The 13,276-nt window shown below is 40.4% G+C and carries 13 protein-coding genes; 3 read left to right on the top strand and 10 right to left on the bottom strand.

What is annotated here, in order from left to right; all coding sequences use genetic code 11:
- Positions 1-163 precede the first annotated feature (163 nt).
- The 7 genes from H9648_RS17615 to H9648_RS17645 all read right to left on the bottom strand — a co-directional run bounded on the left by H9648_RS17615 (position 164) and on the right by H9648_RS17645 (position 7,136).
- The gene (locus tag H9648_RS17615) at positions 164-760 is read right to left on the bottom strand and encodes a flavin reductase family protein (RefSeq protein ID WP_191755110.1); all 597 of its coding nucleotides are present in this window, start codon (positions 758-760) and stop codon (positions 164-166) included.
- Positions 750-2,012, bottom strand: coding sequence for an MFS transporter (locus tag H9648_RS17620; RefSeq protein ID WP_225218975.1), 1,263 nt, complete (start codon positions 2,010-2,012; stop codon positions 750-752). Before H9648_RS17620 ends, H9648_RS17615 begins: the two co-directional genes overlap by 11 nt.
- Positions 2,013-2,041: 29 nt before the next feature.
- Entirely contained in the window at positions 2,042-3,550 is a 1,509-nt protein-coding gene (locus H9648_RS17625; RefSeq protein WP_191755111.1) for a sodium:solute symporter family protein, read from the bottom strand.
- Complete coding sequence (locus tag H9648_RS17630) at positions 3,543-3,809, bottom strand: hypothetical protein (protein WP_191755112.1); 267 nt, start codon at positions 3,807-3,809, stop codon at positions 3,543-3,545. Before H9648_RS17630 ends, H9648_RS17625 begins: the two co-directional genes overlap by 8 nt.
- 67 nt (positions 3,810-3,876) lie before the next feature.
- Entirely contained in the window at positions 3,877-4,491 is a 615-nt protein-coding gene (gene leuD / locus H9648_RS17635) for a 3-isopropylmalate dehydratase small subunit (protein ID WP_191755159.1), read from the bottom strand.
- The gene (gene leuC, locus H9648_RS17640; RefSeq protein WP_191755113.1) at positions 4,488-5,915 is read right to left on the bottom strand and encodes a 3-isopropylmalate dehydratase large subunit; all 1,428 of its coding nucleotides are present in this window, start codon (positions 5,913-5,915) and stop codon (positions 4,488-4,490) included. Before leuC ends, leuD begins: the two co-directional genes overlap by 4 nt.
- 21 nt (positions 5,916-5,936) lie before the next feature.
- Positions 5,937-7,136 carry a CaiB/BaiF CoA transferase family protein gene (locus H9648_RS17645; RefSeq protein WP_191755114.1) on the bottom strand — a complete coding sequence of 400 codons (1,200 nt, stop codon included), beginning with the start codon at positions 7,134-7,136 and terminating at the stop codon, positions 5,937-5,939.
- A gap of 217 nt (positions 7,137-7,353) precedes the next feature.
- On the opposite strand from H9648_RS17645, the gene H9648_RS17650 reads away from it, so the two are divergent.
- Entirely contained in the window at positions 7,354-8,028 is a 675-nt protein-coding gene (locus H9648_RS17650; protein WP_191755115.1) for a GntR family transcriptional regulator, read from the top strand.
- A complete protein-coding gene (locus H9648_RS17655) occupies positions 8,021-8,902 on the top strand; it encodes a hydroxymethylglutaryl-CoA lyase (RefSeq protein WP_191755116.1) in 882 nt (293 codons plus the stop codon). The genes H9648_RS17650 and H9648_RS17655 overlap by 8 nt, the downstream gene beginning before the upstream one ends.
- Positions 8,903-9,002: 100 nt before the next feature.
- On the opposite strand, the gene H9648_RS17660 is transcribed toward H9648_RS17655, so the two are convergent.
- The 3 genes from H9648_RS17660 to H9648_RS17670 all read right to left on the bottom strand — a co-directional run bounded on the left by H9648_RS17660 (position 9,003) and on the right by H9648_RS17670 (position 12,434).
- Positions 9,003-10,004: an HNH endonuclease gene (locus H9648_RS17660; protein WP_191755117.1), complete on the bottom strand. Its 1,002-nt coding sequence runs from the start codon at positions 10,002-10,004 to the stop codon at positions 9,003-9,005.
- Positions 10,005-10,080: 76 nt separating this feature from the next.
- Complete coding sequence (locus tag H9648_RS17665; protein WP_191755118.1) at positions 10,081-10,401, bottom strand: nucleoside triphosphate pyrophosphohydrolase; 321 nt, start codon at positions 10,399-10,401, stop codon at positions 10,081-10,083.
- A 113-nt stretch (positions 10,402-10,514) separates the two neighbouring features.
- Complete coding sequence (locus H9648_RS17670; RefSeq protein WP_191755119.1) at positions 10,515-12,434, bottom strand: 3'-5' exonuclease; 1,920 nt, start codon at positions 12,432-12,434, stop codon at positions 10,515-10,517.
- 162 nt (positions 12,435-12,596) lie between these two features.
- On the opposite strand from H9648_RS17670, the gene H9648_RS17675 reads away from it, so the two are divergent.
- Positions 12,597-13,253 carry a GIY-YIG nuclease family protein gene (locus H9648_RS17675; protein ID WP_191755120.1) on the top strand — a complete coding sequence of 219 codons (657 nt, stop codon included), beginning with the start codon at positions 12,597-12,599 and terminating at the stop codon, positions 13,251-13,253.
- Positions 13,254-13,276 lie beyond the last annotated feature (23 nt).

The raw sequence follows: 13,276 nt of genomic DNA on the forward strand, positions 1-13,276 counted from the left end.
TACAACCAAATGGTTACATATTCAGACTAGGAGATGAATGCTTGTGTCAACACTACCAGATATTAAACAAACCGCAACCTTTAACGCACCCATTCAAAAAGTGTGGATGAAAATAAATAACCCGTAAAAAAGCTTAAGGAGACACTTGCTCCTTAAGCTTTTTTTATCTAGGTAATGAAAAGAACTTTCTGCTCTCGCTATAATTACCAGCTAATCGACCCAGTGGCTGTAACTTTTCTAAATCCACTTTATAGTTACCGAGGTAATAGTCATCATTAATATGATAGCGAACCATTCTTCCGATCACTAAATGATCGCTTCCAAGTTTGATGATCTGGTCTACCTGACATTCCATTTGGATAGGCGCTTCTTTTACTCGCTTTGGTTTGACGATGGTGCTATCCATTGTAGTAAGTCCCGCTGCATTAAATTCATCTACATCACTTGGGAGATTTTCAGATGTTTTTTGCATCTCATTTCCCAAATATGATGGTACGACGTTAATAACAAACTCCTTTTGATTCCGAATATTTACAAGCGTGTCTTTTTCTGTGCCTTCTCTCTCACCCACGCCAGGTCCAATCGATATACAAAGCATAGGAGGGTTTCTAGACGCTACGTTAAAGAAACTAAAAGGCGCTAGATTTACAATACCATCTGTTGATATGGTCGATACCCAAGCAATAGGTCTTGGCACAACAGAACCAATCAAGAGTTTGTATACGTCTTTTTCATTTAGCTCCTTTGGGTCAAATTGCATGTTCATTCACCCTCGCTTTTTTGTTTTTATTTATTTGAAGCAGAACGATTAGGATCGCCATTACAACACCTAATAAGCACGTTATGAATAACCATCCAGAAGAATAGTTTCCGTTTAAATCAACCATGAGTCCAAAGATTGGCGGAGCTGCCATGACACCGAGTGAACCAATCGTTATACTTAACCCGCTTGATATACCAGCTTGTTCTGGTGGAACGAGTTCACTTGCAAGATTCATCCAAATCCCGTTGAACCCAGACACAGCAAAACCGAAGACAGCTACGATTGGAACAAGAACTCCGAATGGCGTATGATTTGGCAGAAGCGCCATTGTCGTGCTAGCTATTGATGAAACAATCGCGATGACAATGATAATGATTATTCGTTCTCCATTAAAAATCCTGTCGCTAATCACACCCCATGCTACCCTGCCAAATGATCCGAACGCTTCAGAAATAACGAGCAACAAACCGGATAGAAACAACGAAATTCCTAATTTTTCATAAGCGAAAAGAACAAGATATGTGTTCAAACACATCTGTGCTCCGTTAAGCCCGAGTGCACTTAAACTGACGAGGAGCAATGACTTGTTACGAATCATCCCCCACATCGATCTATAAAATACTGACAACCTCTGCTTACTATTGTTTGCAGGAGCGTTCTCAGAGTCACGATAGTGGAAGAAAGATAGAATACCTGTTACGATCAGCAGCATTGCTGCACCGATCATCGCCGTTCGCCACCCGTATGAAACAGCTACAGGAAGTAAGATAACTGCTGAAAGTGCCGAACCTAGCGTTACCCCCATCTGTTTGATCCCCATCGCTGTGCCTCGCTGCGTTTGCGAGAACCAGTAGATGATGCCTCTATTAGAGACGGGATGCATCGCACCATAACCTAGACCACCTATTACGACGAAAAGGAGCATGGACCAAAAGTGGGTGAAAAATGTCGAGAGGATAAACCCTGTTCCTAAACATGTCGACAGAACGAGGAGGAGTCTCCGAGATCCAACCCTGTCTACTAAGAATCCTGCAGGAATGGACGCTAATGCTTGTCCTAAAAAGAGACCCGCAGGGAGCATGCCGATCTGAGCTTTTGAAAGTGACAGATCAGCTCCAATCAATACACCAAGGGGGACTAAGCCTCTTCCGACAAAGGCAACTAATACTTGAACAATCAATAGCCAAATTAACATCTGCCAGTGTGGCTCGATTAGCATTCGTTTCATATTCATAATCAAATTTGCCATGTTTACTTCAACTCTTTTTGTCTATAGTATTATGCCTTTAGCTCCAATACTGCTAACTCATCTTTCTTCAATGTTTGTTCCGATGATACTGGAACAAGAATGGAGCCGACTACACAGACGATAAAGTTAAGAGTCAGCCCGAGAACGCCACCATGAATTCCGTATATGGTTTTATACCCAGTAAGTGTGAGCAGTCCCGCAAGAATCGCACCGAGAAGCATTCCCCAGAAAACCGGTTTTGCCGCGAGACGCTTCCAGTACAACCCGAGCACGAAACCTGGGAACACTTGCACGAGCAGCTCAAATTTCAAAACAAAGATTTCATAAAGCGTTCCTGGAGGATTCCATGCAATCCATAAAAGAAAGAAGATCGCAATGATACCTCCGATTTTCCCGACCATCACTTTTCGATGTTCTGATGCGTTAGGGCTGATAAACTTTCCGTAAACATCGTTTGATAACATAGATGAGAAACTTAATAGAACAGAGTCAGCGGTCGAGATGATTGCCGCTACTATTCCACCGAAGAAAATGATCATCATCCAATAATAAAAGCCATTGATCGCAGCGATCTTATTTGCCATTAACCCTACGAGCTGTTCAGATCCCGCTGCATCAAGTCCAGGAAAAAGCATGATTCCAACGATTCCGACAACAAATACAAGACCCGTTGTGATCGGCGGCATCCATGCCATTCGAGCGAATGATTTTTTCAGCGTCTTTTCACTTTGTGCTGAATAAATCCGCTGAACCGCATGTGGATAGATCGAGGCCCCTAGTCCAACGAGCACTAACATGCTAAACCAGTTCACCGATACCTCCATTGCAGGCACACCTAGCTTATCGGGCTCGTTTGTGGCAATATACTTTGTTACTTCGGTAAAGTTTCCACCTACTAAATACAATGCACCAGCTAAGAATACAAATATTCCTATCATGAGCACGATTCCTTGCATAACATCAGTGAAGGCTACTGCCTTCATGCCTCCCATCCACTCATAAGCAAGCATGACCAGTACGAATACAACAACAGCTATCTCATAAGGAATCGTTCCGCCAGTCATACCCGCTACCGCTTGTCCGATCGCGACCAATTGTTCTAATAGATAGTTTCCTAGCCCCCATAACATGAGAAAGATACTTAATAACGTTACGGCTTTCGACTTAAAACGAAATTCCAGCCAATCCGTAGGCGTTACGAAGTTCCTGCGCTTTGACACCACGTACAGTCTTGGTGCAAACAAAAGATAGATTCCGATGATGATCGTCATAAAGGAGATCGACTGCAGCCAAGAGAAACCTGTCCGGTATCCGGTCGGTGCATACCCAACAATGGTGTTTCCACTGTACTGCGTCGCATAGAGAGTAAAGAATAACGCGATGAATCCTAGATTTCGTCCTGCCAAATAATAACCTGAAAGACTATGATGCAGGTTCGAGTCCCCTTTACCAGAGAAATACCCGATTAATAGCATAACTATCGCGAATACACTTAATATGATGATGCCGTCCATACCGGCAAACGTTAAATTATCCATGCTTGACCTCCTCCTCTCTCTTTGCCGCTTCTTCTTCCTCTTCCACGATGTTCCATTGTGAGATGCAAAGCCAGCTCAAGTAAGCTCCCATAACAAGGGTGAAGAATGTAGAGATGAACGCCCAAAGTGGAAAACCGAAGATGAACGGTTCCACTGCACCTTCAGGAAAATACCACGGGACGATTAGTACAACATTGATGAAGAGTAAGACCCATATCCACTTTTTGCGGATCGGTTCTTTGATAGACTTGGTTTTCATAAAATTACCCTCCTTTTAACTTTTGAGTTCCTTGGAGCTGATAATCTATGATGCAAAGCTTAGTGTGTCAGATTGAACCGTGTTCTAATTTGTAATAGATGCGGTGACGATCTTCAAAGCTATCAATCTTGCTTTGATGTTCGAGCGTAGAACCAATTTCATCGAGCCCTTTTAGCAATAACCTTTTCCGATAAGGAGTCACTTCGAAATGCGCTTGAAATTCATGGGAATCAGTAACTGTCTGATTCTCTAGATCGACGGTGACTTCATAACCTGATTTCGTTGTTACGAGCTGAAACAGTTGGTTGATTTGGTCTTCAGAAAGAACGATCGGCAACATTCCGTTTTTAAAGCAGTTGTTATAAAAAATGTCCGCAAATGATGGCGCGATGATTACTTGAAATCCATAATCGGCTAATGTCCAAGGTGCGTGTTCACGAGACGAACCACAGCCGAAGTTCTTCCTCCCAAGCAGAATGGACGAACCCTTATAACGTGGTTCATTTAAGACAAAATCCTGTCTTTCCTCTCCGTCCTCAAACCGCCAATCATAGAACAGAAACTGGCCATAGCCTGTTCGCTCTGTTCGTTTCAGAAACTGTTTTGGAATGATTGCATCCGTATCGACGTTATCCACATCAAGGGGTGCAACGGTACCTGTTAATGATGTAAATGGCTTCACCATGAGCGCACCTCCTCACGTTCTCTTGTGACCCAATTTCGAACGTCCACAAAATGCCCTGTAATCGCAGCCGCTGCAGCCATCTCAGGACTAACAAGATGTGTGCGTGCTCCCTTTCCTTGCCTGCCTTCAAAATTTCGGTTTGACGTAGATGCGCAACGTTCACCTTCCAATACAATATCTTCATTCATCCCGAGACACATGCTGCAGCCTGATTCACGCCAATCAAAGCCAGCCTTTATAAAAATTTGATCTATGCCTTCTTCCTCCGCTTGCCGTTTCACCCTTTGCGATCCTGGCACAACAAGTGCTGTAACAGAATCAGCTACTTTGTAACCGCTTACGATTTTAGCCGCTTTTCGGAGGTCTTCGATACGGCTGTTCGTGCATGAACCGATGAACACCTTATCAAGTTTAACTTCTTCAAAAGGCGTATTAGATGATACCCCCATGTATTGTAGAGATTTTTCTCCTGCTTTTCTTTGGTCGAAAGGAAGGCTATCTATTGACGGAACCACATCTGTAATCCCTGCTACTTGACCCGGATTCGTTCCCCACGTGACTTGAGGCACGACAACACTCACATCAAAGTCCACCGTCTTATCAAAAACGGCATCATCATCTGTGTACAATGACCTCCATTCTATAAGTGCGTCATCCCAAAGCTCGTCTTTTGGTGCGTACTTCTTATTCTTTATATAGTTAAACGTGACGTCGTCCGGCTGGATTAGACCCGCTCGTGCACCCATCTCGATTGACATGTTGCATACAGTCATTCTTTCTTCCATCGTTAAGTGACGAATGACTTCTCCTCGGTATTCAATCACATACCCTGTCGCAAAATCGTGACCAAGCTTTCCGATCAGAGACAAAATCAGATCTTTTGCGGACGTTCCTTTTGGAAGTTCTCCTTCGATATTGATCGCCAGTGTCTTTGCCTTATCTTGTTTCAGCGTCTGTGTAGCGAGAACGTGTTCCACTTCACTCGTTCCGATTCCAAAAGCAAGTGCACCGAAAGCACCATGTGTGGATGTATGACTGTCTCCACATACAATCGTCTGACCGGGCTGTGTGATCCCTAGTTCAGGCGCTATCACATGGACGATTCCTTGATGCTCACTAGTGAGATCAAACAATCGGATACCAAAGTCATGGCAGTTCTCTTCTAACGTTCTTACTTGCTTTTTCGCCACGTCATCCCGAAACGGTATCGAACGATCTGTTGTCGGAATGCTATGGTCCATCGTTGCTACGGTTAAGTCTGGTCTCCGGACATGTCTATTGTTCAGCCTGAGCCCTTCGAACGCTTGCGGTGATGTTACTTCGTGGATAAGATGCAGATCAATGTACAAAATTGAAGGCTGATCTTCTCCTGAATAAACCACATGTTTGTCGTAAATTTTATCGTATAGTGTTTTCCCCATTATGTTTTCCTCCTTCCTTTTTTAGATGACGTTCGTTTCTTTCAACCTTTGAATTTCGTTCTCGCTGTATCCGAGCCAATCTCGATATACTTCTTCATTATGCTTACCCATCACTTCAGGACCGACATGCTTTACTTTTCCTGGAGTACGGCTTAGTTTCGGTACGATACCTGGCATCGAGAAGTCACCGAGTTCTGGATGTTCGATGTTCAAGATCATCTCGCGTTCTTTATAATGAGGATCTTCTAAGATCTCTTTTGCTGTATAGATCAACCCGGATGGAACGCCTTTTTCATCTAAAATATCTAACGCATCTTGGGCGTCCATCGATTTCGTCCAATCTTCAATCAGCATGTCGAGCACCTTCATGTTCTCGCCTCGTGCATGATGGGTCGCAAAACGCGGATCATCGGCAAGATACGGCTCTCCCATGGCTTCACATAACCGGCGGAACACACCGTCTGCATTCGCCCCAATTACGATGTACGTCTTATCTTTCGTAAAATAAATGTTTGAAGGTGCGACACCTGGGAGAATGTTGCCCATGCGTTCGCGGATATAGCCGGCAAACAGATAATCTGGAATCAGACTTTCCATAACTGAGAAAACCGATTCATAAAGAGCTGTGTCTACCACCTGCCCCACTCCTGAACGCTCTCTTTCGTGGATAGCGACTAAACAGCCGATCGTTGAAAAGAGTGCAGCGAGCGTGTCCCCAATGGATACTCCGATTCGTGACGGCGGCCGATCTGGGAAACCAGTGACATTACGCAGTCCACCCATCGCTTCTCCGACACTTCCGAAACCAGCGCGATGTTTGTAAGGTCCAGTCTGTCCGTATCCGGATGTCCGGACCATAATGAGCTTCGGATTGATTTCAGATAACACTTCATAGGAGATGTTCCACTTCTCCATCGTTCCCGGTCTGAAATTCTCGATGATTACGTCAGCGTCTTTGACCATCTCTTTTAGGATGGACTGACCCTCTTCGACCCTTAAGTTTAGCGTGACGGACTTTTTGTTACGTGACTGAATCGGCCACCATAGTCCGACGCCGTCCTTGGACTGTCCCCAGTTTCTCATCGGATCTGATTTTCCAGGGGGTTCCACCTTAATAACTTCAGCACCAAAGTCCGCGAGAAGTCTTCCCGAAAAAGGTCCGGCCAAAAGTGTTCCAAGCTCGATTACACGAATGTTTTCTAAAGGAAGTTGATCGGACATGTTATCCCTCCATTGCATTATTTTTATAATAATCATAATTTTCTTAATATTTATATCAAATTAACGCTTTGTATACAAACAGTCAATGGGTAATTTTGATTTTATTTTAAAAACTTCTACAAACCCTTGATTTTACTGAACTCAAAATATTAGTTTTCAGAAAATTATTGCAACTCATTTTATGTTTGTATACAATACGATTAAGGAGTGGTTATATATGGATGCCTATAAATATATAAAAGAAGCTATCATACACGGAAAATACGAGCCTGGGATGAGGCTTGGAGAGGAGTCTCTCGCGAAAGAGCTAAGCTTGAGCAGAACTCCGATCAGAGAAGCGATTAAGCAGCTGGAATCAGAAGGTCTTGTGATTCCTTTAAAGCGCGGCGTGAGTGTACGTAACTTTACACGCGAAGACATTCAGCAAATCTATGACCTTCGTACACTCTTAGAAGGATACGCGGCAAGCCAGGCTGCTCTTCACCGTACAGAGGAAGATATCGAAAACATGAAAGAAGCAAATTCACGATACGAAGAAGCGATTGAGCGCTATAAGGAAGCAGACCTAGATTCTATTAAAGAGATCGTGAACTTTAACCAGCAGTTTCATGAAGCTATCATTTCAGCATGCAACAACCCCCACATCTACTTTCATCTATCAAAAGTAGTCGTAGTACCTCTGGTGTTCCGTTCGTTCTATTGGTATGAATCATTTGAACTGAAGCGTTCTTTAGAGGTTCATAAAACGATTCTTTCATCGATTCAAAATCAGGATTCAGAACGCGCACGGGTTGCGATGACTGAGCACATCTATCAAGGTCGTGATCAAGTCCTTGCTCATCTGGAGGAAATAAAAAAAATCCATGTATTGAAGGAGGATACTCATGATTGAAATCTGTGAAGTAGGACCACGCGACGGTCTTCAGAACGAACCAAAGCTCGTCTCTACGGAAACAAAGGTTGAACTCATCAAGAAGCTCATAGACTCTGGCATCAGAATCATTGAAGCTGTATCATTCGTGAACAAAAAAGTCGTCCCTCAGATGGCAGATGCCGAAGAAGTAATGCGTCTCGTTCCGAAACGTGATGATGTTCGTTATGCAGGACTTGTCCTAAGCCGATCAGGTCTTGAACGTGCGCTACATACAGACGTAGACTTCCTTCATGTCGTCACAACAACAAGTGACTCTTTTAATCTACGAAATGCTAAACGAACGGTGGACCAGGCAGTTGAGGAACTGACGAAGGTCATCGAGGAAGGTGCAACTTCAAAAGGAGTGGCTGGTGTGCTCGGAACCGCATTCGGATGTCCGTTTGAAGGTGAAGTTCCGCTCTCTAAAGTTTTAAATGTTGCGGAATCATTCTTAAAAGCTGGGTGTACCGAGATCACACTTGCAGACACGACTGGAATGGCTAATCCCCTGCAAGTTCAAAACGTCGTTTCAGCCTTTCAGCAAGAATTCGGTAAAGAACTAACACTCGGACTTCACTTCCATAACACGCGAGGACTGGGATTAGCCAACATTCTTGCCGGCTATCAAGCTGGTGTCACCCGCTTTGATTCATCAATCGGTGGATTAGGGGGTTGTCCGTTCGCACCTAAAGCTGTAGGTAATGTATGTACTGAGGATATGATTAACATGTTTAGAGGGATGAATGTGGAGACAGGGGCAGACCTAAAGAGTTTGGTAGAAGCAGCTAAGTGGCTAGAACATAGTATGGAACGGCAGTTGGATGGTATGTTGATGAAGGTAGGAATTGCCTAGTTCCCCTTAATAAATACCACTCGTGAGAACGGATGGTCAGGCTGTTGAGAAACTCTCGACAGCCTAAGCTTAAGGATAATTATTCTTTTAACCTTACCTTTTATAATTGAATATTCTTTTGAGGAGTCCAAATATCAGTAAACCCATTTTCTTTAGAGTACTGATAAATCTCTATTAATTTTTTTTCATTATAAACCTTCATGTCTGGTCTTTGATTTAAGGATGGATTATTTTTTAATTCCACATTTCTATCTATGAGAAAGTGTAGAAATGTATCTACTGCTAACTTATCATTTTTAGATAAATTACAAGGACTACAGGAAATGACCAAGTTCCATAATTGATCAGTTTGAACAAAACTCCAAGGAATAAAATGATCAACATGGATAGACCCTTTTTTCTTAATTTCTTTACCACAATAAAAACACTTGTCATTATAAAAAGATGATAAAAGGAAGTAAAATTCATTCAGTGAAGATCTTTTAGATACATTTTCAACTTTCATAAGAAGATTAGTAATATCACCTTTTTGGTTGAACTTTTCTAAAAATAATACAAGGTGATAGTTCGTTAAATATGTTAGCACTTTCTGAAACCGTTGCATAAACGAGTAATAGCTAGGATTTATTTTAATAGATTCTTTCTTATTATCAAAATCATAGATTGTACTATTAGTATCACCGTATATAGCACCCATAACATTCAACTTTGCCTTCTTTTTTACTTTTGTAATGATTTCAAGTTGTAGCTCTTCAGCTAGTTTATAAAAAACAAATGTATTTGGTACATTATACTTTTCTTTAATCTCTATAAGTAATTTTTGTACCTCAGCTTTTTTTCCAGTCATATTAATTTGGTTAAGGTTATGGTGAATTACTAGATTCCAATATATTTTAGAAAAGCTGTTAAATAAAAGATCATAGGTTAATTCTAATTTTTCATTTACATTATAAAGATTCTCCAAAATTGATTTAATCAAGACGAATTTATATGTTGTGGAATTTTTAGATTTTGGAGAAAAGATATAATTGAAGTGTCCCCAGATTTCCTTGTCAGTCAGATATTTAACTGTCATTTCACCTACTTGTAATTTGTGGCTCAATGCCAACATCTCTTCCCTGTTTTGACTTTAATATCGCAATATTTATAAGTATAATTAAATACAATGTAAATAGGATTTATTCTGCATCGATTAGAAAGACACGTTCCTGAAATCCTCCGCGTTTTTCTGCTTTTTCCTGCCTTACTTTTTCAATTTCATAGAAGTCTACTCCATGAACTTTGGCTAATGCATACATTAATTCAAGAAGGTCAGCCAGTTCTTCAACAGCATCCTTGTCATTATCAGCTGCAGCATACTCATCTAGCTCTTCATAACATTTTCTCTTTAACTCTTTTATGTAGTCAGTTTCAGATAGAATAGTAGTGTTAAAGGAAGCACCAGTTCTTTCAATGATTTCTGGAATACGATCACGGACAAGCTTGTTGTATGTAGGCATAGTTATTTCCCCTTTTATTGTTTTATTTCAATAATACCAGTAAATGCATACCAGAAAAAGTAATCCAAAAGAAAAGCACTTGTCCACCAAACAAGTGTCAGTTTGATAATTATTCATCTAATCATACTTGTTTTTTCACTTTTCTTAAGGCTTTTTGATTCAGCAATAAATGTTGTAAAATAACTTGTAAACTCTGATTCTCCTGAGTAAGAAATACAAAGGTAGTTTTGTGCTCTTGTCATAGCAATATAAAGCAACGACACTTCTTTTTCTTTACTTTCTTCTAGAGGGAAAGGCATGCTGTCGGTGTTCACTACGAAAACGGATTGAAAGTCTAGTCCTTTACTGCTTTCAATTGTACTGATCTTTACTGATTCTTCTTCTTTTACAAAATTCCGTTTGGAACCTTCATGTTCGGTTAACCAATAGTAAGGGATATTATGCTTTTTAAATGTGCGAATAATTGTATCGGTTACAGCGAGCTTATTCGTCTTTCTAACTCGATAAAGAATCAACATTTCGGAATATGGTACTTTACGAATTTCATGAAGCTTCTTTATGGTTCGTGCTACTTTTTCCATTTCTTCAGTGAAATTGGTAGCTTCCAACACAAATGGTTCTGGTCCCTTACGTTTCGTTCCTTGTGGATGAATAATTTCAACGCCTTCAGTCTGGCCTTGGATCACTTTTGTATTTAACTGAGAATGTTCTCGGTAAAAATCCCAGGCAAACTTTACAATTTGAGCTGAATTTCTATAGTTGATATTCAAAATTTTAGATCGCCCTTGGAAACTCATTCCTGTGTCTTGGACATAGCTTGTTTTTCTTTTATAAATGTTTTGTGCACGATCTTCTACGATTAACAAAGACTGTGTATACGGATTTAACAAACGGCTAACCAATCCTAGCCATGACGGTTCAAAGTCTTGTCCTTCATCTATTAACACCGCATCATATTTGGGTAAAATAGCTTCGTTTTGATCGATCTTTTCAAGTATAGTCGGAATTTGATATTCATTAATCTTCAAATCTTGCTTCAACCATTGATGGAAGTTACGAATCATAATGTTGTCACTCACTTCCTTTACTTCAGGCATTTGTACAAAATCAAAAAGATCCTCAGGCTCCGAAAGTTTAGCATGAACCATTTGACGAATGCTTTGAGCGAGTGAAATGTTATAGCACAGAATCAATACTTTCCAGTCAGGATGTTCTTTCACAATCATCTTCGCTCTCGAAGCTAGGATTAAGGTCTTGCCACTACCCGCTACTCCTCGAATGAGTCGATTCTTATCTCCTAATTGTTTTGCAAGATTCTCCTGATGAAGATCCATGACTTTAATATCTTTTAAAGACAACAACAGCTGATCTTGATAAGGAACGGCTTGTTTAAATTCCGCACTAATTCGCACCTCAGGGAACAAATGATAACGTATGGCTGCGATCTCTTCATTTGATAATGGTTCTTTTAGCCGGTAAGGCACGATAAACATATCAAGGATTTTCTCCATCAATAACTCTTCTGAGAAGTGTTCATTTTCTGGATCAATTTCGTCTCTTGCTAACGTTAAGCTTGGTTCAAGTATTGAATATAAGTTATCTCTCACCATATCTTTTTGATAGAGACGGGTGAAAACAACACCATAACCAAAAGGAAACTTCAGCTGAAATTGATACTTCCCTTCTGTTTGAATGAGGCTTTTATCTTTTTTCAATACATTACTTATATGAAATGCGTATTCTCTAGCTTGTTTTAAAGGGTTCTTCACAGTTGCTTGCGATCCATTCGCAGCTGAAATAACCCAGTCATCTGAATTAAGTTGATATAACGTGTTCCTTGTATAATCCTTCACTTCTAACACTATTAACCCTAGATCTGGTCCTAAAATAACAAAGTCTGGACGCCGTCCTTGGGTTTCTGGCTCATAGTACACGATATAATCATCAGGTAAGTAGTTTTTAAGTGTATGGAATAATAGTCGTTCGCCGGCTGTGGCAGAAGATCGTATTGTAAGTGGAACCATGTATGCCATGACATTCACCTATCTCATTTTTATTCAAAATTTTTTTACAATATTAGACATCTTTCTATCATTCTCTTAAAAAAACTAGTAAAAATCAACTATTGTTTGTAAACTTTACCAAATTTTATTATGCTATACCTATACATATCTCGTGAAAACGGAGTGACGATTGTGATTAAATACCTAGTATCCTTATTTAAGAGTGGAACTACAACACCTAGTACTGGATCTCTTCATCTCTATCAACAAAATCAATCTGAGTTACAGAAAATAATAAATAGCCCATTTCCAAGAGGTCAGGCGACAGGTTATGTATTCTTCGTACAGGATCAACAAACTGGTAATTTCCAGATTGGAAAAACCACACAAATTGAAAAACGAATGAATGGGTTCACTGTGAACTTATCTTTCAAAAACGAGCTGATTTATCTTGTAAAGTCAGGCAACCAACATCAAACAGAAGCTGCCTTTCATGATCACTTCACTAACAAACGTGTAAAAGGTGAATGGTATACCCTTAGTTCAGAGAATCTTACATGGTTAAGAACCGGAAATTATTCAAGATTCATTGAGGATACAATTAACGATAAAGGAATAATTAAAGAAGCGATTGACTCACGTAGAGTTCCCCTTACACCTAAACAAGAAGAATACGCGAGGTCTCTTATACATAATTTAGAGCATTATGAGATGGTATCTGATGATATAGAATTATCTAAGAAAGACCTGGATCGTCTGATTATGTACTTTAAATTCAAAAATAAAGGAACGATTGTGAATATGGTTAAGGAAGGGATATTGAAGGAGAAAAGCTCCTTAAGGATGTAGAAATTATTAATTAAGGCCTTTGT

Origin of the sequence: Fictibacillus norfolkensis (assembly GCF_014836645.1) — a bacterium.
Classification (GTDB): Bacteria; Bacillota; Bacilli; order Bacillales; family Fictibacillaceae; genus Fictibacillus; species Fictibacillus norfolkensis.

What these genes read in the sequence shown, in the direction of transcription:
- H9648_RS17645 (WP_191755114.1), bottom strand. Translation starts at nt 7,136, where the DNA reads ATGTCCGATCAACTTCCTTTAGAAAACATTCGTGTAATCGAGCTTGGA.
- H9648_RS17655 (WP_191755116.1), top strand. Translation starts at nt 8,021, where the DNA reads ATGATTGAAATCTGTGAAGTAGGACCACGCGACGGTCTTCAGAACGAA.
- H9648_RS17625 (WP_191755111.1), bottom strand. Translation starts at nt 3,550, where the DNA reads ATGGATAATTTAACGTTTGCCGGTATGGACGGCATCATCATATTAAGT.
- H9648_RS17615 (WP_191755110.1), bottom strand. Translation starts at nt 760, where the DNA reads ATGCAATTTGACCCAAAGGAGCTAAATGAAAAAGACGTATACAAACTC.
- H9648_RS17670 (WP_191755119.1), bottom strand. Translation starts at nt 12,434, where the DNA reads ATGGCATACATGGTTCCACTTACAATACGATCTTCTGCCACAGCCGGC.
- leuC (WP_191755113.1), bottom strand. Translation starts at nt 5,915, where the DNA reads ATGGGGAAAACACTATACGATAAAATTTACGACAAACATGTGGTTTAT.
- H9648_RS17665 (WP_191755118.1), bottom strand. Translation starts at nt 10,401, where the DNA reads ATGCCTACATACAACAAGCTTGTCCGTGATCGTATTCCAGAAATCATT.
- H9648_RS17620 (WP_225218975.1), bottom strand. Translation starts at nt 2,012, where the DNA reads ATGGCAAATTTGATTATGAATATGAAACGAATGCTAATCGAGCCACAC.
- H9648_RS17630 (WP_191755112.1), bottom strand. Translation starts at nt 3,809, where the DNA reads ATGAAAACCAAGTCTATCAAAGAACCGATCCGCAAAAAGTGGATATGG.
- H9648_RS17650 (WP_191755115.1), top strand. Translation starts at nt 7,354, where the DNA reads ATGGATGCCTATAAATATATAAAAGAAGCTATCATACACGGAAAATAC.